This window comes from Microbulbifer sp. YPW16 (genome assembly GCF_021290385.1).
Taxonomy (GTDB): domain Bacteria; phylum Pseudomonadota; class Gammaproteobacteria; order Pseudomonadales; family Cellvibrionaceae; genus Microbulbifer; species Microbulbifer zhoushanensis.
On the sequence record NZ_CP089928.1, the window covers coordinates 4,139,912 to 4,165,077 of the forward strand.

Genomic DNA, 25,166 nt, shown 5'->3' on the forward strand with positions numbered 1-25,166 from the left:
CCTCCTTAAAATGAGGGTTGCTCAAACTTGTGCTGAACATGAAGGTGAATAAACTCAGCTGGGAACAAGGGTGCGAAGAAAACCCAGACGTTCATGATGCCGAGCGCGATATCTGTAGGGGACGTGGTGGTCTCATCACAACGCACGTTATAGGCTTCATCGACAGTCGCGCCGCGAAACGCTTTTTTCTCATAGAGTCCGTGCATGAAGGCGCGGCACATCATCTCGATATTCGCCCAGGTAACCCGGTTATTGGGTTTGAAAACAAATTCCTGCAGCGCTGCCTGAAGAGAGTTCTTGATAAAGTCCGTGGTCATCCGGACGGGAATGTAGGCGAAGTCCCGGTTCGAGAAAGCATCATCACCCGCCAGCGTGCGAACGCCCCAGCTGACGTTGCCGGTCGACTTCGCACGCAGTGCATTGATTCCACGCGGATTGATAACGCCGTTGTCGGCGTCCGACATCGGGTACTCGAGGCCTGTAACCCCGACGAGCGGTGCAGAGAGGCCTGCGGCGGCGTTCCACACACCGAGCCGCCCGATGGTCGAGGCGATCACGCCCGCCATGGTGCCGGAAGGATCAATGTGCACCTGGGTGCGCCCGTAGGGCGTCCTGACCCGCGGCCAGAAGACACAGGTTACCTCGGGGATCACGCCGCTCTTGAAGTCGATAAGCTGGGCTTTTGCGGTGACCTCGTCGACCGTCGACCAGGCGTTCTCGTCACTTCTCGGGTCCATGATGAGAAGGGCGTTCTGTTCACGGCAAAATGCGCTGGCTGCGCCCCAGATTCCGCCGCGCTGGTCATCGCTCTGTTCATGACCGCGAGGCAGAATCAACATATTGAAGATATCGACTTCACGTGAAACCCGCTGGAACACGGCCTGGTAATCCGCGAGGACCGGCGCCTGGCCGTCGCTACCCATAGTCGCGCCACCGGCCTGTCCGAGGCTGAACGCCGCGCGAATTGCCGCGGCTGAATCCAGGTAGGCAATTGCGCCTCCGGTATCAAAGCTTCCCGCTTCTGAGGGCGCTAACATGCCGTCGTTGCGGACGGCCCGGACCCGGTAACCGATACGGCTGAACGTCCAGGTATTGCCTAGCGGGTCGGCAGCATTCAATGTTGCCACCAGGCTATCGAGATTGTTGGCAAAATTCGCCAGCGAGAGTGGTGTGTCGCTGTCCCCGTCCCCGTCGTCCATCGGGCTGGTCGCGCTGGGGATACCCCAGGTCAGCCCCGTGAGGCTGCCGTCTGTGGTGCCATCCCCGAAATCAACCGGCCACGGCTCCGCCCCGACACTGAGCGGTGCCTCGAGCGGTGAAATGTCGTCCGCCGAAGCGAAAGGGCGCGTCGTAACACCGGTCATCACGGGTCGGTATTGGGAGTAAAGGCCAACCTCCAATCCGCCCTGCAGGCTGCCGAGCGCGAGGGTTCCTGTACCGTCGTTATGCCCCGCAGGAAGGATGCGGATCGAACGGGTCCCATCTGTGCTGTCCACTGCGATGCGCAGCGCGGAGGAACCGTGCCCGCTGTCGTGAGCAGTCACGTGTACATGGGCCGAGAGACCACGGGCTCCCAGCGAGGTGTTGATTGCCTCCTGGATAGAGGCCAGGGTGATTGGCTGGGTCAGCGTTACCGGTACCTGCTCACGCCCGTCAATCTCGACGATGATCCCCAGGTCGTTGCCGATGCCGGACAGGAAAGTACTGAGATCGGCAAAGTAAAAGCCGGACTGGCTGTAGACCAGGTCCTCATTATTAATCGTGAGGTCCGGCGGGGCGTGCTCGGTGGTCACACGGACCAGCCGGGAATTTCCATTCACTACGCGCTGGACGAAGTTGGGCGCCTGCGGGTCCATGGAAAGGTTGGTGAAGGCTTCGCTTTCAGCCCGCCCCAGGCGGCCCTGGTCGTCCACCGTCTCCCGCCAGAGCGTCAGGTTGAAGGTCAGTTCCGGGTCGGGTGTGTCGTAGTCGACTTCGACCCGGATCGCATCGCCGAGAACCCCGGCATCAACCGCGTCAACGCGGAGCACCTCGCTGCCGGGGCCGGCGAATTCGCTCTCGATCACATGATGTGCAGCAACGGCATTATTGGCAGTGCGGACGACTACCGCATCGCCCAAGCCAGCAGTAAAGGCCTGGCGTATCTGAATGCCGAGCTCGCCGTAAGCCAGGTTATCGCCGAACTGCGCGACGTACTGCTCGAAACTGCGAATCGCAACAGGTGTATTAATGGGACCCTTCCGTGCCATGCCGATAGCAAGCAGTCGGCTCGAAATTGCGCCGCGGGCTACAGACTGGCCAGAGGGATGCTCGAAGGTGCGAACACCGGGGGACAACATTATCGACATTATATCCACCTTGGGTTGGCGGGAATCAAAAATGAACCTATCAGTGGGAAATTGTTCCTGTCTATGGTTGAAATTGATGTTGGCGCTTAATCCTCTTACGTCTTATTACATGGAGCACTGGGTATCATTCTGGTGGTGGAGGGTTTCACTTTCGTGAGTGGCCGGTGCCATGCCTGCTTGCAGGTGATGTGTACCAGTTGTGTGGATTAAAATTGCAGGGAATGTTCTTCAGGGGATTTTCTACGGCTGTGAATTGCAAAATATTTTCGGTTAACAAGGTTTCTTTTTCCTGCATTTCTGAAAGTCCGTGTAATTAACCTTGCCGGGCCAATCATCAAAACTGGTTTTTATGGGGCCTGTAGATACGTATTGCGACCCGTGAGAATATGGATAGTGGTGGTTGCAGCAATATGCCCCGTGGCTACAGGCATTAAACCGTATGCCCTGCATGGTGTGTCGGTAACGCCTGTGGGTGGTGGCCGCGGGTTCAATAGGAAAGCAGGATGTGGTTGTAGGAAAGGATTAAAACCGGGAATGCCAGCAGTACCTTGTTACCGTTTTCAAGGCGAAGCCTTGCTTGTAGGGGTAGTCAATAATATTTAGCTAAGTGCGGTTTGGGGGAGAGGCATTTGCTGTTCTTTTCTATCCTGGACATTTTATATTTATGGGTCGCCTGCTTCCCGGGGTGGTGAATTCTCAGGCTCAACAGGGCTTTCCGGAAAGGCGGCACCGAGTCGGCTCTCTTGTTTTTTTCTGTTTGAGTATCTTTCTGCTGCCAGAGACTATCTGGATCTGTGAGGTTGTCTGAAGGTGATTTACTGTCGTTAATGGTTGTCTCCCTATTATGTTGATTTGTCAGAAGTCCATTAATTGATAATAGGGAGGTAAGAGTGCTTTGGATAATAATGCCGTGATAGTGTGGTCGATAAAGACCGGAGGGGACAGGAATCACTGCCTGCCGTGACACTGCAGGGGCAGTAGTGCTGTAATAGCCGAGCGGGGAGAGCTGCAAGGCGCTTCTGGCAAGGTGATGGGTGATCGGTGGGGCTCACTACCGTTGATGCCTTAAAGCAGGTGCCTAGTGCCATCCCGGCTGCCTTACTGTCTGCCCTCGCTCAGTTCCCCTCGATACTAACAGGGGAGTTTTGTACAAACGTTTTATTCTGGCAGCAAAACCATCCTTACAAAGCGGCGGGCCCTGTCTTGTCCGAAGAGCTTTCTCGTGGAGGACGAAACCCGCTGGTGACCACTGGCTGGTGCAAGCGTGTATGCTGCGTGACTGTTGTACTTGCGCGGGGCGAGCTGCCGCTCCCTGGCGCAGAACGCGTGGTATGCCCCGGGTGCCCTGTAGTTTTTCTCCTGGTAGCAAGCGTTCCTGCACTCTACCCGCCCTTGGCTATACTTTTCGCTTTCCTCCATTCGAGTACATGTGAAAATAAAGGGAAGGCAATTATGGAAGCGATACTCGGGATCCTGATCCTTATTGCTGATATTTACGCAATCATCAAAATCCTCCAGAGCCCGGCAGGCGCGCTCAAGAAGATTATATGGGTATTGTTGGTGCTGATTTTGCCGGTGATCGGCCTGATCATCTGGTATTTCGCCGGCCCGGGCGGGAAGGGCGGGTAGATAGCGCCTGGCCAGGTATGGCTTCGGAGCAGTCGTGGTAAGCGTTCAGGCTTCCGGCGCCTGCCCCGGCAGTGACGCATCTTTCCACTGTTCCGGAGATTCGTTTTCAGCCAGTATGCCACAGGTGACCGCCAGGCCCTGGTACGCTGTCCGGGAGAAATAGAATAGCCAAAAAACGATGCCGGCAAACTTGGCGCCGTCCTCCAGCAGGTACGGGTCCGGTAGCCAGTCAAAGGAGTTCTTGTCGATAAATACCGACAGGAAAAAGAATCCCAGGGCGATCGCGAATGGGACGAAATCAGTCTCCAGAATGGTTGTACGGAACTTTGCCAGGTAAGCCAGCATCATCAGTGCGTAGGCGATTAGTACATATCGCTCGCGCATATGGAGGAAGTGTGGGGCTATGTCCTCATGAAACAGGAACAGGTCATCCAGCATCACCAGCGAGGTAATCAGACCGGAGGTGAGCAGGAACAGGCAAATCGCTCTTCTGCCGATTTTCATACCCAGTAAAAGGGCGGAAAACAGGCAGATGGTTGCCGAGGCACTCCATAGCACAATACCGATATTGGAGAGTATGCCCACATAGAAGTGCCCCTGCAGGACTGCGGCGGGGTCCCGGGTGAATGTGCCGACGGGGATGCCGGTTGACTCTGAAGCCGCGGATAACGCTATAAGCAGCGCCAGGGTAATGGCCCCCAGTGACAGCAACCAGAATCTCAGTATTTGTAACTGCTGTAAGGCCCGGGTAATCAGCTGTGCGTGGGTATGGCGGGACTTTAACTGCGCTGGCATGGTACTGCCCGTTGATCCTTTCCGTGGCAATGAGGCCGGCTGCCGGTGACACTGCCGGATAAAGCATTATCCTGCCACGGCGCCTGAATACCTCGACTTCTCCTTCCTGCACCCGATCCCTGGGTGGCAGATTAATAAAAGTGTAGACCCGTTATTACCAATGGTTTCCTTTCTGCCCGATGCCGCTGCCAGCGGATATCCGGCGAAGTACACTGGCGCGGGCTGCAGCTCTACTGGTGCTTGCCGCTCGCCCGCCCGGATTCCGGCCCTGCCCGTCGCTGTTTAACCCGTGCCCGGCCTGTGGCTGTATTTGTGCGGCATTTCTGGTTTACACGCAGATCAGGGATTCCCCTATAGAGCTTCGCAGAAGCCCCAACTTACCATCCTGAAGGGCAGCGCCAGCCTGAAATTTGGGCCAGGCCGTTGCGTCCTGACAACAAGTAAAAGATAAGGATGGAGAACCAGTATGTTCCCAACTAACCCCCGCCGTCGTCGATGGCAGGCGTGGCTGTCGGCATCCCTGGCGTTCGCCATGCTGTCGGGCCAGCCCGCTATGGCGGACGATGGCATGATTGACGCGGATCCAGCACCGGAGGCAGTACAACCGGTCACCAGTGGAGACCGCCTGGTGCGCTTTGTGGAGTTGAACAGCAAGCCGCTGTCCGAAGCGCAGGTGAACCCCAGCCGCGAGGCAGCCTACCTGCGTAAGCTGGCGGTCGAGCAGGACGAGTTCCGCGCACAGGCCCGCGCCGCAGGCATCGAGTTCACCGAACGCCGGAACTTCGATGTGCTGTTCAACGGCCTGTCGATCGAGATTGATCCCGAAGACCTGGCCGCGCTGGAGGCACTGGACACTGTCTCTGCCAGTCACCCGATCTATTCGGTGATGGGGGGCCAGTCACCGGTGCCCGCAGAAGCGCCGGAGGGCACCACCCGAGACAACGTGACCGTTACCAACCTGACCGGTGTGCCCGAGGCCCACTCTGCCGGGATTACCGGTGAGGGTGTAGTGGTGGGCGTGATCGACAGCGGTATCGACTACAACCACCCGGCATTCGGCGGCCCGGGCTTCCCGAATGACAAGGTGATCGGCGGCTATGACTTTGCCGACGACGACGCGGATCCCTTTGACGACCGTTACGCCTCCGTTGAGATGCACGGTACCCATGTGGCCGGTATCGTGGCGGGCAAGGACGACATCATGGTCGGGGTTGCACCGGATGCGAAGCTGCGGGTCTACCGCATTTTCGGTACCGAGAATCCCGGCGCGACAGAGGATGTGTTGCTTGCTGCGATGGAGCAGGCGGTGGAAGACGGTTGCGACGTGGTGAATATGAGCTGGGGCAGTAACCGCTATGAAGTGCTGCAGAACGGCGTGATCTCCCGGGCCACAGACCGCATGCTAAGGCGCGGTACCGTACCGGTGGTGGCGATCGGCAATAACCTGGCCGGACCCTTCCTGCCCGGTAGCCCGGCAATTGCCAAGAGCGCGATTGCGGTGGCAGCGGCCTATAACAGCAAAGCCACCGAAATGGCATTCAAGACCTCCAATGGCGAAATCATGCCTTTCCGTGCCATGTACCTGGGCCAGCCGGTTCCCGGCAAGGGCACGTTCGAGGTCGTGGATGCAGGCACCGCCAACTGCGCGGCCCTCCCGGAGGATGTCTCCTACGAGGGCAAGATCGTCCTGCTCAAGCGCGGCCACTGGAGCTGCCGCCCATATATGGCGGTCAACCTCTACGCCGAGGCGGGTGCGGAAGCGGCCATCTGGTGGCAGGATTCCTGGGACCCGGATCGCTTCGCTTCGCAATTCAGCAGCACCATTGAGCGACTGGATATCCCCACCGTGGCAGTGCGTACCGGTGATGGTAGCGAGCTGGCCTCCATGAGCCCGGGGGCCAGTGTCAGCTGGGGTCACTTCTTCGAGGACCCGGCCACATTCCCGGGCAAGACCACCTTCTTCAGTGCCTGGGGCCCGAGCCATGAGCTCGACATGAAGCCGGATGTGATGGCCCCGGGTGGGTACATCTTCTCCGCTATCCCCGGCTATGCCGGTTATTACGGGTTGATGGACGGTACCTCCATGGCAGCGCCGCATGTGGCCGGTATCGCAGCACTGATGCGCTCTGCTAATCCCAGCCTGAAAGCCCATGAGGTCCGCGATATCCTGCTCAGCACTTCAGAGCCGGCCGACTTCACGGTTGATCCGGACCTGGGCCTGCACCCGGTGGCACAGCAGGGCGCGGGCATGGTGAATGCCATTGCTGCCCTGGGAGCCCGCACCAAGGCGGAGCCGGCAAAGCTTTCCCTGGGCGAGTTCGAGGGCAGGCGCCTGTCCCGTGACATAACGGTGGAAAACAAGAGTGATACTGATATCAGCTATCGTGTGTCACATCGCTCTGCACTGACCGTTAACCCGCCGATGACATTCCGCTGGGTTCCCAGCACATCGGCGGCTACGGTCGAGTTTTCCAGTGACAGTGTCGTGGTACCCGCCTCTGGTGAGGCAAAACTTTCGGTGAGCTTCAGCCAGCCGGTTGATGTTGCCGAGGGTAGTATCCTCTCCGGCTGGATCGAGCTCACTCCCGAAAATGGTGGTGGGATCCTGCGGGTACCCTACCTGGGCATCAAGGGCGATTTCCAGGCCCTGCCGGCGATCAACCCGACCTTCACTGATATTAACCAGGGGCTCGACAACCCGTCGCTTCGCCCGGGTAACGTACCCAATTGCGACCTGCCGCCTTACGCACGCCCGCGCTGCTGCAGCGATTCCACACCGGGAGCCTGCGGCTGGTCGATTGGCAAGAGCACCTCAGTAACCCTGGATTTCAGCAACGACAGTATTTATGACGATGTTGCCTTTACCATGCTGTCGCAGGGCTTCCCGATGCTGCGCAAATACCGTGCACGGGTGATCGACACAAGCGGTCGCACGGTGGCCTGGGCCAAGGACCGCTATACCGGCCTCCGGCCGGCAGAGCTGTTCGAGCACTGGGTGCGCAACAGTGGTACCGGCACCGGCATTGATTTCGCACAGTGGGATGGTGTGCTGGAGGACGGTTCGCCCGCACCTGAGGGTACTTACTACATCCGCCTGGAATTCGACAAGCTGGGTGGGGATGGTGTCAGCTATCCGGGCTTCGAGACCTGGACATCACCGCCGATTACCGTAGTGCGCTAGGTACCTGGCCCACAGGCCCCGGGGCCAAATAAAGTGGGGCCGTGCCCGCCTGTTATCGAGTGCGGTTCGGGCTGGCGTAAACCCCCGGTTTTCCCAACGGCCAATGCGGTTATTGGGCGAGCCCGGTCAATGGGCGATTGGCATCACCGGCCATCGCCCATTTTTTTGTAATCCACTGGAGTGTCCTGCAGCTGTTATCCAGACCGGAAGCGCCCATACCCCCTTGCTGAAGGCGGGGAGCAAACCTGCAAGACATGGGAATGCCTGGCCCTGACGGGCTTCCCGGCACGGAATGGCATTGCGCAGCTGTTACTCGCATCACCCGGGGATACCTTTACGGTGTCGATCGCAGCCCGGTCTGTGCTGCCTGCTTCCCTTCCCGGGCAGGCTTTTCCGGGGATCGTGATTTTGCCCGCCTCAGGACTCGCTTCTTCCACCAGAGGTAGGCCCCTGTTCCGAACAGCAGGCCCGGGACCAGTCCGGCCAGCAACACCAGCCAGCGGCCGGCCAGGCCGAGGGCATCGCCATTATGCAGCGGGAACTGCCAGCGCAGGATTTTGTTGCCGAGCGGTATCGTGGTGACATTCTCGACCATCAACACCTCCCCACTGTACTGGTCCACGCGTGCGAAGCTGGCACCATAGTTTTGCCATACCTCACCGGCAGCGCGGACGGAAACCCCGTAGCTGTCCGTCGCATCCCGTGGCAGGTAAATACGTTTCAGGACACCGCCGGGAAATTCCTCCTGTGCGATTGCTGCGGCGCGGTCCGGGGAAATCGGCTGGCCGCGGTCTGTGTGTGAGCCGGGCAGGGCAGCCAGGGGCTCGGTGGGGAACACGGCACTTACCACGGCCCGCACCTGCTGTGGGAACACCAGCGTGACGCCGGAGAAGCTGGTGACCAGCAACAGCGGCAGGAAATAGATGCCGAATACCCGGTGCACGTCGAAGTAAAAACGAAAGCGATTGCCGCTGCGGGAGATGCTGAACGCCTTTCCCCAGCGCCGGCCGCCGGTGCGGCTCTTTTTCGGCCACCAGAGCACGGCACCAGTGATACAGAACACCATCAGTAACAGCCCCATCAACCCGACCACGGTCTTGCCTTGCTTGCCGGACAGCAGGGTGTAGTGCAGCCGATAGAGCCAGGTCATGGTGTAACCGGGGGTGCCCCAGCCCCGCACGGCAAGCACCTCGGCATCGAAGGGGGATACGCTGACCTCGATGGGCCCCGGCGCGCCCTCTGCACCCGGGAAGCGCACGACATAGGGACTGCCGGATTGTCGCGGGGTCATCAGGCGCTTGGGGGCGGGATTACCGGGCACAGCGGCGCGGGCCGCGGCGAGAATATCCGCGTAGCTGGCCGGCGCCTCACTGGGCCTGAATGTGACGGTGTGTGGCGCCAGCTGTTCATCGAGCGCATGGTCGAACACCAGCAGGCTGCCGGTGAGGCCGATCAGTGACAGCAGCAGGCCCAGGACCAGGCCGGCGTACTTGTGCAGGGTGAACAGGGCTTTGCGCATGGTGAACTCGGTTGTCCCGCCGCGCCGGTCCTGGCCGGCGCGGCGGGTTTACGGGAGTTGGATCAGAATACCCGGGAGTAAGACAGGGTTACGCTGCGCCCCATGCCCTTGAAGTTGCGGATATCGTTGCCCGCGGTCTGGGAGTAGTAGGTAAAGTAGTCTTCGTTGGTCAGGTTCTGGATCCCCAGTGCGAATTCGCCGGAGAGCGCCTGCAGCTGCGCACTGGCATCGATGGTTGCGTAGCCGTCAAACTCGGTGGTGACGTCGCCGTCGGCGTTCTCAAAATCCCGGTCCATCAGCCAGTTGGCCTGCAGGCGGGTAGAGAGGTTGTCGGTCCAGTTCCGGGCCCAGCTCAGGTTGATGCGGTTGGGCGCGATGTTGCGGCCGTCCAGGTCGGTATCCACACTGCCGTCCTGGTCCGAATCGTAGCGGCCCTCGGTGTAGGCATAGCGCAGCTCCAGGGTATCGCTGCCGCTCACGAACCACTGGCCGCGGGCTTCCACGCCGTCGATCTCGGTCTGCTCGCGCTTGACGCTGTATACGCCGTCCGCGCCCAGGGCCAGGCGCTGGCCGATATCGGAGTCCGACGTATAGTAGGCCAGCTGGGCGGCGAAGCGCTCGCTGCTGAAGTCCAGGCCCAGCTCGCGGTTCTGGGTCAGGATCGGCTGCAGGTCGAGGAAGCTCTCGACGCTCTGGTCCGGCTGGTTGATGCCGCGCAGCACCCGGCCCACGTCGGGCATGGAGAAGCCCTCGGAATAATTCGCGTACGCGCGCAGGGCGTCGTTGATCTCGAAAGTGGCGCCGATGTTACCCAGCGTCTCGCTGAACTCCGGCGAGCCGCCCTCTACCTGCTGGCTGCCGTAGGAGAAGAGGGTGGTGAAGTCTTCGACCTCCAATTTGGAGCGCTCGTGGCGGATGCCCGCGGTAACGGTCAGCCGCTCGATGCCAGTGAATTCGCCCTGAACGTAGGGGGCGATATTGCGGTACTGGGTCGGCGGTACCCAGGCACGGCCGGTCTGCACCAGCTGCTGCCAGGTCTCGTCTTCAAACATGTCCACGCCGTAGGCGAGGCTCACCGGTGCGCCGGCCACCCGGTCTTTCAGCAGGGTCAGCTTGAGGCCCCGCTTCTCGGAGTTGTTCTGCGACTGGTCGAAAACCTCATCACCGTAAGCCGGATCCTGGAAGGTACCGAAGGTGCCGCCGCCGTAGGTGCCGGCAAAGTCCTGGGAGAATACCTGGGCACGCAGCCTGTGGCCGAAGATCTCCTCGTTGCTGTACTGCAGGTTGACGGTGGTGACGTCGTTGGAAGGCGCGTCGCCCGGCACCTGGCCCTCGACTGCGGTAGTGGGAATGCCGGCACTGATGTCGCCATCGACGCTGACCCAGTTGTTGTCACCCTCGATCTTGTAGTGGTTGGCGGTCAGCTGCAGGCGCTGGTCGTCCCAGCTGTAACCGGTCTTGATAAAGGCATTGATGGACTGGCTGTCCATGGTGTCGCCCTGGGTGTTGTCAAAGCCGACGATATCGCCATTGGCGTCGTAGCTGATGCCGGTGTCGCGGTAGCTGAGGCTGGCCAGCAGGTCCACGTCATCCACCTTGCCCGACAGGCTGTAGTTGCCGCCGTAGCCTGCGGTCTCGCCCAGGTCTTCCGGCTGCAGGGTGGATTCCACGCGCAGGCTTTGCTGGAACTCGTCGCTGGGAGTGCGGGTGACCAGGTTGATGATGCCACCGGATGCGCCCATGCCATGGATGGCATTGGCGCCGTGGATGACTTCCACGCGCTCCAGCATCAGCGGGTCGATGGTGTGTCCATCGCGCCCGCCGTTGCGCAGCGGGTTGGACTGGGGCACGCCATCGATCAGGTACAGCGGCTTGCGCCCGCGCAGGCTCTCACCGGAGCTGGTCATTTTCTGCCGGCTGGGGGAAAAGCTCGGGATCAGGTTGCCCAGCACGGTGGACAGGTCACTGGTGGCAGCCAGCTCGCGGGTCAGTTCGGCCTCGTCGATCAGGGTGACGGTATTGGGGATACTGCTCAGCGGTTTCTCGGTACGGCTGGCGGTAACCACTACTTCCTCATCGATTCGGGCGCCGTCTCCAGCGGCATAGGTGGCAGAGCTGGCAGCGGCAATGGCCAGGGCGAGCGTGGTATTCAGGTGGCGCATTTTCGGTTCCTTGATGCGTCGAAAGGTCGGGGATTTACGCGTTGTGGAATGGCCGGTGCAATAAAAGTGGCCGTTCTGTTGTACTGTGGCAGCAATAGTAAAGAAAGTGAGAATCAATATCAATAAGGTCTGGTGTGGGCAGGGCCCGGAGGAGCCAGCCGGTGTGAGGTCGGGGAGTGGGGGTGAGGACCATTCGCTGGATGGGGCGCACCCGGCCCTTTGCTGGTCATCTTGCGGTGGAGAGATCAGGCAGTGGCGGGTTTCGGTCTCCGGGTTGGGAGGAGGCCGTGAGACTGGAAACGGCACCGCAGGCAGGCCGGTGCTTCCAGCCGGTCGGCTGGTGTCTTTAGTATCGATGCTCAGGCTATTGCGGCAGGGCTATAGCCAGCCGTGCGATTCAGGCCGTTGCAGTGGTTGAACCGAAGTGCTTTTTTACCAGTGCTGCCGCCTCCGACCAGTCCACCTCGTCAAGGGATTCTATGCCAGAGGCCAGGGTGTCCAGGATCTGCTGGTTGATTACCCCGCGGCGCTGGGCCTCGGCGTAGGGAATGCGCTGGAACATGACCATGCCATAGCGCGGGGTAAACTGTTCCGGCCAGCGCTTCTGCAGTTCGAAGCCAATCGCCTTCTTGAGCAGGAACTGCGGGTCGTTTACTGAATCCCGCATCTCCACGTAATTTTCCAGCGCCATGTCTGCAATGGCCGCGCCATTGGGTGCGCGCAGGCGGTCATATTCACTGAACACCTGCTTCCAGTCGGCGTAATGTTGCTCTATACACTGGTCCAGTACCACGCAATCCTCAAAGCCACAGTTCATGCCCTGGCCATGGAAGGGGACGATCGCATGGGCGGCATCGCCGATAAGGATCGCCTTGTCGCCAATATGCCAGGGTTTGCAGCGCACGGTCCCCAGCTTCCCGGTGGGATTGGCAAAGAAGTCATCCACCAGTCCAGGCATCAGCGCATCCACATCCGGGAAGTACTCTTCAAAGAACTGGAACACGTCCTCCTGCGTCTGCAGGGCCGCAAAGCTGGCTTCGCCTTTATTGGGCAGGAACAGGGTCACCGTGAAGCTGCCATCCATATTCGGCAGTGCGATCAGCATAAAGCCGCCGCGGGGCCAGATATGCAACGCGTGCTTTTCAATCTGGAAGCCACCATCGGCTCCGGCGGGGATCTCCAGTTCCTTGTAGCTGTGGTCCAGGGGCTCCAGGCTGTCGCTGCCATCCTGGGCAGCCACCAGCGCCTGCCGGACTTTTGAGCCAGCACCATCCGCCCCGATCAGCCTCGAGAAGGTTACTTCGACAGGAGAGCCGCTTTCATCGTCAATAAACACAGCGCAGTTGTTGTCGAAGTCAACGGAATCCAGCCTGTGTGAGAAGTGGATCCTGACATGCCCGGTGTCCTCCGCTGCGTCCAGTAGCAGGTGGTTCAGGTCCCCCCGGGAAATCGAGTAGATGACTTCTTCCTCGGTCTGCCCGTAAGGCTGGAAGTTCTGCTCGCCCCTGGGGTCATGGATCATACGGCCGCGCATCGGGATCATCATTTGCCGGACCCTGTCCATCAGCCCGAGTTGCTCCAGCGGGTAGATACCGCGATTGGCAAGTGCCAGGTTGATGGAACGGCCGGCAGAGATGTCGTGCCGGCGCAGGTCCACACGGCTTTCATAGACTTCCACATCAAAGCCCCGGCGGCCCAGGAAGCAGGCGGCCATGGCACCCACCAGGCCGGCGCCAGCGATGACGATTTTTTCTTTGCTGGTTTCGCGCATTGCCATCACTCGTTACAGGCGGATTTCAGGATTTGTACAAAGCGGTAAATGTCCGTAAAGCTGTTGTACAGCGGGACCGGGGCGATACGGATTACATTCGGCTCCCGCCAGTCTGCGGTAATGCCCGCCGCTTCCAGCCGCCCGAACAGTTCGCGGCCAGTCAGGTGTTTCGCGTCGCAACACAGCGACAGCTGGCAACCGCGTTCGTCCGGGCTTTCCGGCGTGATAACGCGGATAAACTCTGACACTTCGGCATCCAGGAGGTAGCGCAGGTAGCCGGTCAATTTCTCTGATTTCTTGCGCAGGGGCTGGATGCCACCGGCCTGCCGGAAAACATCGAAAGAGGCGCGGATCGCCGCAAGGGAGAGGATAGGGGGATTGGAAAGCTGCCAGCCCTCGGCGGTTGGCATCGGGACAAAACGGTTTTCCATCCTGAAGCGCGTATCCTTGTCATGGCCCCACCAGCCGGCAAAACGGTCCAGGCTGGTGTCGCGCGCGTGGTGGCGGTGTACGAAGCAGCCGGCCACCGATCCGGGCCCCGAGTTCAGGTACTTGTAGGTACACCAGCAGGCGAAGTCCACATTCCATTCATGCAACTGGAGCGGGATATTGCCTACCGCGTGGGCCAGGTCAAAACCCACTTTGATACCCCGCGCCTGTGCCGCACGGGTAATGCCCGCTAAGTCCAGTACCTGCCCGGTGTAGTACTGCACCCCCGGCAGCAGCATCAGTGCGATGGTGTCTCCCTGCTCCGCGATCAGTGCCTCGATATCCTCCTGGCGGAGCAGGTCCTCGTTCTCCCGGGGCCTGAGCAGCACCAGGCCGTCCCTGGGATCTATACCGTGATGGCGCAGCTGGCTCTCTACCGCGTAGTGATCCGAGGGAAACGCGTGATCCTCGATCACGATCTTGTAACGCGTCTCACTCGGTCGGTAAAAAGTCACCATCATCAGGTGCAGGTTTACCGTGAGGGAGTTCATCATTACCACTTCGTCGGTGTTTGCACCGACGAGGTCCGCGGCGGTTTCTGTCAGGAACTCGTGGTAGGGCATCCAGGGGTGTTCGCAGTCAAAGTGTCCCTTGACGCCGAGGCTAGCCCACTTGTCCAGTTCCCGAACGACATAGTCGCGAGCCAGCTTTGGCTGCAGGCCAAGGGAGTTGCCACACAGGTAGATTTCCTCGGTGCCATCGCCGGTACGCGGAATCGAAAACTGTTCGCGGAACTTTGCCAGTGGATCGTCGCTGTCCAGTTGGTGGGCGAACTCCAGACCCGATTCATAATGCATGGGTATTCCTCGTTATTCTTCTTCCAGCGGAACCAGTATCGGCCGGCTGGGTGCGGCATCGGTGCGAAAAGCAGGTACCTGCAGGTTCAGGCCGTAATAACCGTCCGGCAGTGCGTCTGGCACAAATATCATTTCAGTGATGGTACGCATGGCATGGGCAGTGTCATCCATCTTTGTGATGCCGCGGGGGACATGCCAGAACTGCCGGTGGTTCGCCAGCTGCCCCTCGTCATACATCTTGTCAACGCTGGGGAAGTCCACCAGCAGGTGATCAAAATTTTGACTGATCCATTCCATGGCCTCCAGGCTCAGGAACACCGGTGGGCAATCCTCCCCATATTCCAGCGCGCACTTTTCGGGGCTGTTTGGCTGCGTCCGGATCACCAGTGCCGGGCAATCGCCGAGCCGCTCCGGAAAGCCGGTGTTATCCAGGGCCTCCAGTAGGGCGTGTCGCGTCACGACACTGTCGGTCGCTTCCGGGTTGGGCCAGTAGCCTTCGTTGCTTTCGGCAAGCTGGACGGGCTGCACTGACAGCAATACAGCGTTTTGCAGGATCGGAAGTGGCAGTTCACCCACAGCCACCTCATCGTCGACAATATGGGAGATGGATTCCGTATGCGTGCCGTTGCAGTGTGGTGTCAGCTGCAGGGTGCGCACGTTGCAGCTGCCCCCGCGGGAGGTATCCCCGACAAAACCGCCGCCCTCCACGGTCGTTACTGTTGCGGTAGGTACCCCGAAGTGGTTGGGCTGTGGGCCGGAAAAATCAAGCGGGATAGCAATGCTGCTGGCCCGCTCATGACACAGGCGGTACCGGACGCGGCCCAGTTCGAGAAAGGTAGCCATAATCAGCTCTCCATAAAGCGGGACTTTTCCAGCCCCAGCCATTCAAGTGCCGTGCCGTGCAGCAATTTGGCCTGCACGTCCTCGCTGTATCCCATCGATCGAATCAGGGCGCCCGGCTCCAGTTCGCCGAGCGGGAAGGGGTAGTCGCTCCCCATGGCGATACGGTCCGGCCCCGCAAGTTCCAGCAGGTAGTTCATCATCTGCGGGTCGTGCACGAGGGAATCGAAATAGATCCGGTCCAGGTAATTGCGTGGGTTAACCGGGTTGTCGACGGCACACAGGTCCGGGCGGACATTGAACCCGTGCTCGATACGGCCAATAGTGGCGGGGAAGGAGCCACCGCCATGGGCAAAGGCCACCTTCAGGCGGGGATATTTCTCGAAAACACCGCCGAAAATCATTGAGCAGACTGCCCGCGATGTCTCCGCTGGCATACCCACCAGCCATGGCAGCCAATAGCGGGGCATTGTCTCGCGTCCCATCATCTCCCATGGGTGCACGAAAATTGATGCGTTCAGTTCCTGCGCTGCCTCCCATACCGGATAGAGTTCCGGTGCGTCCAGGTTCCAGCCGTCCACGTTGGAGCCAATCTGGATGCCGGCCATCCCGAGCTCCCTGACGCAGCGTTCAAGCTCCCCAACGGCCAGGTCCGGCGCCTGCATGGGTACGGTGCCGAGCCCCACAAAGCGCCGGGGATGCGCGTCGACTACGCCGGCAATGTGGTCATTCAGCATGCGTGACAGGTCGAGGGTATGCTCGGGCTTTGCCCAGTAACTGAACATCACCGGCACCGTCGACAGTACCTGGACATGGACTCCGTGGTTATCGCATTCCTGCATGCGAACAGTGGCGTCCCAGCAGTTGCTCTCCACCTCGCGGAAGAATGTGTCTTCCTTCATCATGCGCGCGCAGCCGCACTTGTGGTGGTCCAGGTGAATAAAGCCCCCGTAACCATAGCGCTCTTTCAGGTTGGGCCAGTCCTTGGGCAGGATATGGGTATGGATATCAATTGTCAGCATCATGCCCCCGGGACTTCCATCACATGTCCGCAAGCGTTGCATGTGCGGTTCTGCTCTGAGGAGAAGAAGCGATCGAATACCGGCGGGAAGTCCTCCTCGATATTCTTCAGGTGGAAATATTCTTCATACAGCAGGTTGTCGCAGTGGTCACAGTACCACTGCAGGCCGTCCTTCTCGTGCGGCAGGCGGGTGCGCTCGATAACGAGCCCCACGGTATTCTCGAAACGCTGTGGTGAGTGGGGAATAAGCGGAGGGAGGAGGAATATTTCGCCTTCCCTGATCGGCACATCGACAACCCTGCCATCCTGCACGGTCTTGAGCAGCATGTCGCCCTCGACCTGGTAGAAGAATTCCGGCCCTTCATCCACGTGGTAGTCCTTGCGTGAATTGGGCCCGCCGACCACCATGATGAAGAATCCGTTTTCCTCGAAGACCAGTTTGTTACACACCGGCGGCTTCAGGAACTGGCGGTAGTCCTCGATCCACTGCTTGAAGTTGACGGGCGGCATCATGTTTTTCATTATTCTGTGGCCTCACAAAGCGGTGTTTACGGGTGGTTGTGGTTTTAGTCGATCTCCATCCCCTGGTCGACTGTAGCGATACACTTCAATTCGATTGCAATCGGGGTTGGCAGAGACAGGACCTCGACCGTGGTCCGACACGGCTGGTTATCCCTGAAGTATTCCGCATAGATTTCATTGTAGGTGTTGAAATCGTCCTTCATGTTGGTAAGGAATACGGTGACGTCGACAAGCCGGTCCCAGCTGGAACCTGCATCCTCCAGGATTGCGCGGACATTGGAAAACACGGAGTGGCACTGCTCGGCAATGTCATAGGCGGCTATGTTCCCCGCCCCGTCGAGTGTCACCCCGGGGATTTCCGGGCTGTCTTTCTTGCGCGGGCCGACGCCGGACAGGAATAACAGGTTGCCCACCTGGCGTGCATGTGGGTAAAGGCCGACGGGTGCCGGGGCCCGGGAGGAGTGTTTCGCTGCGTTCATGGTTATCTCAGCTTCATTCATAATTGATACAGACGTTCTTTGGCTCGGTGAAGAAGCGCAGGGCTTCCAGTCCGCCCTCACGGCCGACGCCGGAATTTTTCATGCCGCCGAACGGTGTGCGCAGATCGCGCTGTAACCAGCAGTTGATCCAGACGATGCCGAACTCCAGTTCCCTGGCAATGCGGTGGCTGCGGCGCAGGTTTTCGGACCAGACCGTTGCGGCGAGGCCATAGTCGGTGCCATTAGCCAGCCGGACGGCATCTTCTTCCGTGTCGAAGGGCTGGAGTGTCGCGACCGGGCCGAATATTTCCTGCTGGTTGGTCTCACAGTCCAGCGGCAAGCCCTCGATAAGCGTGGGTGCCACGAAGTAGCCCTGTGCGCAGCGCCCCTCCGGCATGACGCGTTCACCTCCGCACAGGATCCTGCCGCCTTCCGCGCGGGCTTTGTCGATCGCGCCGATAACCTTATTCATGTGTGCCTGGGATACCAGTGCCCCCTGGTCGACATCGCCCCGGGGATCGCCGACGCGCATAGCTGACACCTGCTCGAGCAGGCGCTGGCGGAATTCGCCGTAGATACTGCGTTCCACGTAGATGCGCGAACCACACAGGCAGATCTGGCCCTGGTTGGCAAAGGCTGCGCGGGCAACGCCGGCCACGGTCTTGTCGAGGTCGCAATCTGCAAATACCAGGCTCGGGTTCTTGCCGCCCAGTTCCAGCGACAGTTTCTTGAACTTCGGCGCCGCCTGGGCCGCGATATGCGCGCCGGTCGCGGACCCCCCGGTGAAGGAAATGGCTTTCACCCGGGGGTGTACCACCAGCGCATTGCCGATCTCGTTCCCCAACCCATGTACGATATTCAACACACCGGCTGGCAGGCTCGCCTCGATGCACAATTGCGATAGCAGGAATGCTGTTTTCGGGGTGACCTCCGACGGCTTGGCAATCACACAGTTGCCGGCCGCCAGTGCTGGTGCAATCTTCCAGGTAAAGAGGTATAGCGGCAGGTTCCAGGGTGAGATACAACCGACAATCCCGACCGGGTCGCGCAGGGTGTAATTGATTGCAGTCTCCCCCATGGCGTGGGATTCGGACGCAAACTGGGTAATCGCATGGGCGAAAAAACGGAAGTTACTGGCCGCACGGGGAATATCCACGGAGCGCGCCAGGCTGACTGGTTTGCCGTTGTCCTCCGACTCTGCAGTAGCGAGCAGTTCCAGGTTTTGTTCAATCAGGTCGGCGATGCGCTCCATCAGCGCCGCGCGCTGCTCGGGTGGGGTCGCCTGCCAGCCCGCCTGTGCCTTGTCCGCGGCGGCTACTGCGGCGTCCAGGTCAAGCTCGCCGGAGCGTGGAATCCGGCCAACTACCTGTCCGGTAGCGGGCTCGATATTGTCAAGGTAATCCCCTTCCCGGGGAGGCACCAGCTGGCCATCGATATAGTTTTCGAGGGTTTCCATTACAGGCACCCGGTTCGGCCGCCGTCCACCGGCAGGTTGACGCCATTGATATAACCAGCAGCCGGGGAGGCCAGGAAGGCGACAGCCGCGCCGAACTCGTGCGCTTCCCCGAAGCGGCCCATGGGGATGGTGGTCTTCTCCCGCTCCGCCATTTCCGCTTCGCTGACACCGGCTTTTTTCGCCTTGTTGGTGATAATCGCTTCAAGGCGTACGGTATTGGTTGCGCCCGGCAACACGTTATTGACCGTGATATTGAACTGGCCCAGCTCATTGGCCAGGGTCTTGGCCCAGTTGGCAACCGCGCCGCGCACGGTGTTGGACACACCAAGGCCATTCAGCGGGGCTTTCACCGAAGTGGAAATCACATTGATCACACGACCATAGCCAGCCGCTTTCATGCCGGGCAGGAGTGTCTGTACCAGGTTGTGGTTATTGACCAGGTGGAGGTTGAAGGCATCGATAAATTCCGCTGCATCGGCAGCATTGGCCGGACCGGGTGCCGGGCCACCGGTGTTGTTCACCAGGATTTCAAAATTCCCCGTTTCGGCGATATGTTTCTCGATTGCCGATTTGACCGCCTGCGGGTTGGTAAAGTCGGCCACCAGTACGTGATGCTGCTGGCCCTTCGAGGTATCGAGCTCCTTTATTACCGCCTGCAGCTTCTCTGCATTTCGAGAGAACAGCGTAACCGATGCGCCAAGCTGTGCGAGTTCGATTGCACTGGCCTTTCCCAGCCCCTGGCTGGAACCGCAGACAAGGGCGCGTTTTTCTGAGAGATCGAGATTCATGGCAGTCGACTTCTTTTATCTGGTTTTATTTTGGAACTGGGACAGTGTGACCGTGGGGGACAGCGCTTCCAGGGGTAGGCACAGCTCCAGCAGGGCGGGCTGGTCTGCCGCGCGTGCTGCCTCGAAAGCGGGATAGAATTCCTCTGTGCAGGTGATGGTGGCGCTGTGAAATCCGTAAGCGCTGGCCAGCGCTGTGAAGTCCGGGTTGACCAGGTCTGTCGCCATCACCCGGCCAGGATAGTTCTTTTCCTGGTGTGTGCGGATGGTGCCATAGCTACCGTTGTTGATGACCAGCACGATAATATTGGCGCTGTACTGTCTCGCGGTGGCCAGTTCCTGGATTGTCATTTGCAGGCAACCGTCACCGGCGAAGCAGAGCACATCCCTCTGGGGATGGCGCAGCTTGGCGGCAATGGCTGCGGGCAGCCCGTACCCCATGGAACCACTGATCGGCGCCAGCTGCGTGTGTGCGCGTCGATAACGAAAGTACCGGTGTACCCAGATGGAATAGTTGCCGGCGCCATTACAGATAATGGTATCCGCGGGCAACTGTTCACGCAGGTAGGAGACTATCTCTCCATACTGCAGGTCGCCGGGCAGGGTACCTGGATTCGACCAGGCCTCGTACTCCACGCGGGCACTTTCCAGCCGCGCACGGCGTCGCTCCAGTCGTTCGGGATCGGTCCGGATCATCGCCAATCCTTCTGCCACCGCTGCTACTGGGCAGGCGAAGGCGATATCCGGTTGTCGTACAGTGACAAGCTCGTCGGGGCAGGGGTGTACATGCACCATTTTCTGGGAGCCGGCCTCGGTGAGGATTTCGTAATTCTGGGTGACAATCTCACTGAGCCGTGCACCCATGACCAGCACCAGGTCCGCGTTTTCAATACGCTGGCGCAAGGCCGGGTTGATGCCCAGGCCGCAATCGCCAATATAAGCGGGATGGCTATTATCGAAGCGATCCTGGCAGCGAAATGCGGCCACAATGGGCACGGCCTGTCGTTCGCAGAAAGTTTCCAGCAGGGAACGTGCGTCTCCGGACCAGCCGCTTTCGCCGCATAGCAACAGCGGCCGCTCACTCCGGGCAAGCAACTGGTGTAGTTGTACCAAGTCGGCCGGGGCCGGGGCGGCAGAGGGCAACGCAGTAGATATTGGCGGCGCCCAATAGGGGGAGGATTCGCGCAGCATATCTTCGGGCAGTGCGATTACAACCGGGCCGGGTCGTCCGGACATGGCAACCGCGAAGGCGCGATCAATGTATTCAGGCAGGCGCGCCGGCGACTCCACCTGCGCCACCCACTTGGCGACCTGACCGAACATGCGCCGGTAGTCAATTTCCTGGAAAGCCTCCCGGTCCTGCTGGTCGCGCGCCACCTGGCCAATAAACAGAACCATGGGCGTGGAAGCCTGCTGGGCGACATGAACGCCTGCGCTGGCATTGGTCGCGCCAGGGCCCCGGGTGACGAAGCATATGCCCGGCCTGCCGGTCAGGCGGCCATCGGCCTCCGCCATCATTGCGGCACCGCCTTCCTGCCGGCAGGTGATCATCTGGATATCGGGTGCATCACAGAGGGCGTCTAGCACGGCGAGGTAGCTCTCCCCGGGGACGCCAAAAATGCGATCGACACCCTGCGCCTGCAGGCGCCTGACCAGGATCTGGCCGCCGCTCAGTATTTCTGGCGGCTGGTCGGATTGCGTCATATATGGGCCAACTTCTTATGTTTATTTATGTTGGATATCCCAAATATAACGCATTGGGAAATGGAAAACAGGGGGAGCGCCGGGGATCCGGAGCGCAACATGATTGTCAGGGGAATTCGCTGAGGCGCTTCATTTCAGCGATATTTTGCTTGGTCTGCCGGTGTGGATCCAGGCAATCATATGGTCACCACCTGTGGCCATGATCATGATTGGGAGGAGGCGTCGTAATAGTATTTTGTGTACCAGTGCAATCCGGTACTCAAAGACTGCCGGTATCTATGCTGGAGGCGGGCGTAAGTCGCCGGCGGCCGGTGCTTTGCTCTATCCCGTGGTCGTCCGACTTCAGTGTCTCGAATGCGTTCTTGTACAGAAATCGTGAATGGTACATTAGTTGTGGCTTGGGAATGCCTCCTGCGGTGATGCCCTTAAGCCCTTCAGCGATCACTCAGTCCTGCTGCGAGTCACGTTCGATGGTTGCGGTGACGGAGCCTGGCTTTCTGAACAGTTCGATACCGGCGTCGGCATGCCCCAGCCGAACCAGTCCCTTCGAGTATCCGAAATCGTGATAAAAGATTGCCAGGTTTCCCCAGGGTGCATAGTAGCTGATGTCGCCCGCTGAGGGACTGTAGCCATCGGCGGCTCCGTCCGTAGGCAGGCGGTCGGGAAGGTCGCTTATCTTTTCGGCCTGGTGAAAGTCTTCCAGCTTCAGGGCCAATGGCAGCAACGCGACAAAAGCCCGGGAGGTTGCATTATCCTCGATAGTGGCTGTTACTGTGGTGCCGTCAGCGGTTATCTGGATTTTCGTCAATGTGGTGACCTTGTTTTCGAGGTTGTTATCATTTGCGTAGCCGGGCCGGGCAATGCCGGCCAAGCTGCCCAGGGCAGGGCCGGCAGTTGCCAGCACTGCGATCAATAAAACCAGGGGCGCGAATCTTGTTCCCGATCCCAGTTGGTGATCGGGTGTCTGTTGGCAACTGGGGCGGGAGCCCCGGGCCACGGTTTAATCCAGGTACTGCTCGTCGGTGACAGGTTCAAGCCATTCAACATTTTTTCCATCCAGTGCCTCCTGGATGGCAATATGGCTCATGCCCGTGCTGCTGGTCGCTCCATGCCAGTGCTTATGTCCTGGCGGGCACCAGATGCTGTCTCCCGCATTGATCTCGACACGGGGTTCACCCTCACATTGCGTCTAGCCCTTACCCGAGGTCACGATAAGGAGCTGGCCCAGGGGATGTGTGTGCCAGTTGGTTCGGGCGCCCGGTTCAAAAGTGACGAGCGCCGAAGTGATTCGTGAAGGCTCCTGGGCCTCCAGGTGAATGGGGTCGATGCGCGCTCGGCCAGTAAACCAATCGGCTGGACCTTCAATCGAGTCCTGTGAGCCATTCTTTCTCAGAATCATTCCAACCTCCTTTTTGGTGGCTTGTGTTTCTGCAGCTGCCGGTAAGGCTGCAGTAACCGAACCGGCCAGGAAGCAGCTCCCGGCAAAGCCGATCACTGAGGCTTTGAGCCGGTTTGATAAAAAGGCTGGCGCCTTGCGAAATTTACGGATCATACTTCCTTTCCCCTGCTATTGATGGTCAGGTCCCTGCTGCCAGTGGCCCCGGGACAGATCCCCGGGGCCTGGTTGGCCAGCCCGGATCAGATCGGCTGGGCTGTTGGACGGAAGAGAATTTCGTTTACGTCCACGTCCTCCGGCTCATTGATCGCAAATGCAACCATCCGTGCAAAACTGTCTGCGGGGATTGCGATCTGGCTGACAAAATCCTTTGTCTGCGCCTGGATTTCCTTGTCACTGATATGCTCCAGCAGCTCGGTTGCCACCGCCCCGGGGGAAATGATGGTTGTGCGGATATTGTAGGGCTTGACCTCCTGGCGCAGTCCCTCGGAAAGTGTCCGCACTGCGTGCTTGGTGGCGCAGTACACGGTGGCGTCGGGGCCGAGTTTGTGTCCGTAGACCGAAGAAACGTTGATGATGTGTCCCGACTTCTGCTTTGCCATATGCGGAAGCGCGGCGGCAATGCCGTAGAGCGTGCCCTTGAGGTTGACATCAATCATCTGGTCCCACTCATCGGTCTTGACCTGCTCGAGCGGGGCCAGGGGCATCAGGCCGGCATTATTGATCAGGACGTCGACCTTACCGAAAGTCTCTACGGTGGTGTCGAGTAGGTTCTGGACCTGCGCTTTATCGACCACATCGGTCACTATCGCCTTCGCCTGGTGTCCAGCGGAGGCCAGCTCTTTCTCCAGTGCTTCAATACGGTCTTTGCGGCGTGCGGCAAGAACAACGGTTGCGCCACGTTCTGCCAGGTGGCGTGCAGCGGCTTCACCATTGCCGCTGCTGGAGCCGGTAATCACGATCACTTTGCCTTTAACGTTATCCATCATGGAAGCCTCCTCATGACTCTGCTGTTCCGTTAACTTGGGTGAAACCATAGCGGTTTTCTCTGGCCGCGACGGATCAGCCGGGAGACCGATTCCGCCGGGGAGGCGTGTGGGCGGTCTCTCGAGCTGTCGGGGTTATTCTGCTGTGCCATCCCCACGGGTCGTTAGAGTATTACGCTTGCTTTGTTGCCTGATCCTATGAGGCGGTATCGTTTCTGTTGGATGGCGTGGAAACCCTGGGTTATAGTGCATCCGGAGAAAGCGGGAACCTCTTATGGTTGAAGATCACGGCTACAATGCACAGATTCGCCCTTTTCAGCGGGAAATGGCGCAAATAATTGCTGAAAGGGTGAAGGCGACAGGGGACTGGGCGACACCGGTACCGGACCTGCTGTTCTTCCGGCGCGACGAGCCCACCCAGCCGGACTATTGCCTGATTGAACCGAGCATAGTGCTGGTGGTACAGGGCACCAAGCAGATGCTGATCGGTGGCGAAGCCTATCCCTACGATAGGAGCAACTTCCTGATCACATCGCTGGACCTGCCGGCAAGTTCCCAGGTGCTGGATGCCAGCGCGGAGCAGCCCTGCCTGGGACTGGTCATGAAGCTCGATATCAGTGTGCTGGCGGAATTGATGGCAGGGGAAGGCCCGCCTGACCCCGGTGAACGGTCGGGCGGGATCAGTGCCGGGCTGGGTAGCATGACCCCGGCGATCATGGAGCCGTTCAGGCGCCTGCTTAATTTGCTCAACGAGCCCGGTGCCATCCATGTACTCGCGCCGCTGATCCAGCGGGAGTTACACTACCGGTTACTGTTGAGTGACCAGTCCGCACTGCTGCGCCAGATCGCATCGGTAGACAGCCAGGGGTACCGAATCGCGAAGGCCATCGATTGGCTGAAAGAAAACTACAGTTCGCCATTGCGCATCGAGAGCCTGGCCGGTCTGGTGCAGATGAGCACGCCCACATTCCATCATCATTTTCGCCAGCTCACTGCCATGAGCCCGTTGCAGTACCAGAAGTGGTTGCGGCTGAGTGAGGCGAAACGCCTGATGCTCAATGAACACCTTGATGCTTCCACAGCATCGTTCAGGGTGGGGTACGAGAGCCCGTCACAATTCAGCCGTGAGTACAGCCGCCTGTTCGGCGCGCCGCCGAGGCGGGATATTGAAAGGCTGCGTGGGGCTACAAGAACAGAGTGCGGTTGATGGGCGACAATAAATCTTTATGTTTCATGAAGTAATACCAGGGAGGCTTGCATGTAAGTAGAGTCCCGGATGGGACTTT

At 59.5% G+C, this 25,166-nt stretch carries 19 protein-coding genes; 3 read left to right on the plus strand and 16 right to left on the minus strand.

Annotated features, from left to right (window positions below; genetic code table 11):
- Positions 1-5: 5 nt before the first annotated feature.
- Entirely contained in the window at positions 6-2,348 is a 2,343-nt protein-coding gene (locus LVE68_RS17940) for a phage tail sheath family protein (protein ID WP_232941864.1), read from the minus strand.
- 1,452 nt (positions 2,349-3,800) lie between these two features.
- Here LVE68_RS17940 and LVE68_RS17945 point away from each other — a divergent pair.
- Positions 3,801-3,977, plus strand: coding sequence for a PLD nuclease N-terminal domain-containing protein (locus LVE68_RS17945; RefSeq protein ID WP_232941866.1), 177 nt, complete (start codon positions 3,801-3,803; stop codon positions 3,975-3,977).
- 45 nt (positions 3,978-4,022) lie between these two features.
- On the opposite strand, the gene LVE68_RS17950 is transcribed toward LVE68_RS17945, so the two are convergent.
- A complete protein-coding gene (locus tag LVE68_RS17950) occupies positions 4,023-4,772 on the minus strand; it encodes a hypothetical protein (RefSeq protein WP_232941868.1) in 750 nt (249 codons plus the stop codon).
- Positions 4,773-5,238: 466 nt separating this feature from the next.
- Between LVE68_RS17950 and LVE68_RS17955 the strand changes: the two genes are divergently transcribed.
- Entirely contained in the window at positions 5,239-7,953 is a 2,715-nt protein-coding gene (locus LVE68_RS17955) for a S8 family serine peptidase (protein ID WP_232941870.1), read from the plus strand.
- Positions 7,954-8,287: 334 nt separating this feature from the next.
- On the opposite strand, the gene LVE68_RS17960 is transcribed toward LVE68_RS17955, so the two are convergent.
- The 14 genes from LVE68_RS17960 to LVE68_RS18025 all read right to left on the minus strand — a co-directional run bounded on the left by LVE68_RS17960 (position 8,288) and on the right by LVE68_RS18025 (position 23,883).
- A complete protein-coding gene (locus tag LVE68_RS17960; RefSeq protein ID WP_232941872.1) occupies positions 8,288-9,472 on the minus strand; it encodes a PepSY-associated TM helix domain-containing protein in 1,185 nt (394 codons plus the stop codon).
- Positions 9,473-9,534: 62 nt separating this feature from the next.
- Positions 9,535-11,634 carry a TonB-dependent receptor gene (locus LVE68_RS17965; RefSeq protein WP_232941874.1) on the minus strand — a complete coding sequence of 700 codons (2,100 nt, stop codon included), beginning with the start codon at positions 11,632-11,634 and terminating at the stop codon, positions 9,535-9,537.
- A 397-nt stretch (positions 11,635-12,031) separates the two neighbouring features.
- A complete protein-coding gene (locus tag LVE68_RS17970; RefSeq protein WP_232941876.1) occupies positions 12,032-13,405 on the minus strand; it encodes an FAD-dependent oxidoreductase in 1,374 nt (457 codons plus the stop codon).
- A gap of 5 nt (positions 13,406-13,410) precedes the next feature.
- A complete protein-coding gene (gene kynU / locus LVE68_RS17975; protein WP_232941878.1) occupies positions 13,411-14,691 on the minus strand; it encodes a kynureninase in 1,281 nt (426 codons plus the stop codon).
- A gap of 12 nt (positions 14,692-14,703) precedes the next feature.
- On the minus strand, positions 14,704-15,534 hold the full coding sequence (locus LVE68_RS17980; RefSeq protein ID WP_232941880.1) for a cyclase family protein: 831 nt from the start codon (positions 15,532-15,534) through the stop codon (positions 14,704-14,706).
- A gap of 2 nt (positions 15,535-15,536) precedes the next feature.
- On the minus strand, positions 15,537-16,556 hold the full coding sequence (locus LVE68_RS17985; RefSeq protein ID WP_232941882.1) for an amidohydrolase family protein: 1,020 nt from the start codon (positions 16,554-16,556) through the stop codon (positions 15,537-15,539).
- The gene (locus LVE68_RS17990) at positions 16,553-17,074 is read right to left on the minus strand and encodes a 3-hydroxyanthranilate 3,4-dioxygenase (RefSeq protein ID WP_232941884.1); all 522 of its coding nucleotides are present in this window, start codon (positions 17,072-17,074) and stop codon (positions 16,553-16,555) included. The genes LVE68_RS17985 and LVE68_RS17990 overlap by 4 nt, the downstream gene beginning before the upstream one ends.
- A 44-nt stretch (positions 17,075-17,118) precedes the next feature.
- Positions 17,119-17,553 (minus strand): RidA family protein, encoded by a 435-nt coding sequence (locus LVE68_RS17995; RefSeq protein ID WP_232941886.1) that lies wholly within the window; start codon positions 17,551-17,553, stop codon positions 17,119-17,121.
- A 13-nt stretch (positions 17,554-17,566) separates the two neighbouring features.
- Positions 17,567-19,009 (minus strand): aldehyde dehydrogenase, encoded by a 1,443-nt coding sequence (locus tag LVE68_RS18000; RefSeq protein WP_232941888.1) that lies wholly within the window; start codon positions 19,007-19,009, stop codon positions 17,567-17,569.
- Positions 19,009-19,797, minus strand: coding sequence for an SDR family oxidoreductase (locus LVE68_RS18005; protein ID WP_232941890.1), 789 nt, complete (start codon positions 19,795-19,797; stop codon positions 19,009-19,011). Before LVE68_RS18005 ends, LVE68_RS18000 begins: the two co-directional genes overlap by 1 nt.
- A 15-nt stretch (positions 19,798-19,812) precedes the next feature.
- On the minus strand, positions 19,813-21,498 hold the full coding sequence (locus LVE68_RS18010; RefSeq protein ID WP_232941892.1) for a thiamine pyrophosphate-binding protein: 1,686 nt from the start codon (positions 21,496-21,498) through the stop codon (positions 19,813-19,815).
- A 445-nt stretch (positions 21,499-21,943) separates the two neighbouring features.
- Positions 21,944-22,402 carry a cyclophilin-like fold protein gene (locus LVE68_RS18015; RefSeq protein WP_232941894.1) on the minus strand — a complete coding sequence of 153 codons (459 nt, stop codon included), beginning with the start codon at positions 22,400-22,402 and terminating at the stop codon, positions 21,944-21,946.
- A 285-nt stretch (positions 22,403-22,687) separates the two neighbouring features.
- The gene (locus tag LVE68_RS18020; RefSeq protein ID WP_232941896.1) at positions 22,688-23,050 is read right to left on the minus strand and encodes a hypothetical protein; all 363 of its coding nucleotides are present in this window, start codon (positions 23,048-23,050) and stop codon (positions 22,688-22,690) included.
- An 86-nt stretch (positions 23,051-23,136) separates the two neighbouring features.
- Entirely contained in the window at positions 23,137-23,883 is a 747-nt protein-coding gene (locus tag LVE68_RS18025; protein ID WP_232941898.1) for an SDR family oxidoreductase, read from the minus strand.
- Between the two features lie 271 nt (positions 23,884-24,154).
- Here LVE68_RS18025 and LVE68_RS18030 point away from each other — a divergent pair, with 271 nt between their 5' ends.
- A complete protein-coding gene (locus LVE68_RS18030) occupies positions 24,155-25,087 on the plus strand; it encodes an AraC family transcriptional regulator (RefSeq protein WP_232941900.1) in 933 nt (310 codons plus the stop codon).
- The last annotated feature ends 79 nt before the right edge of the window (positions 25,088-25,166 follow it).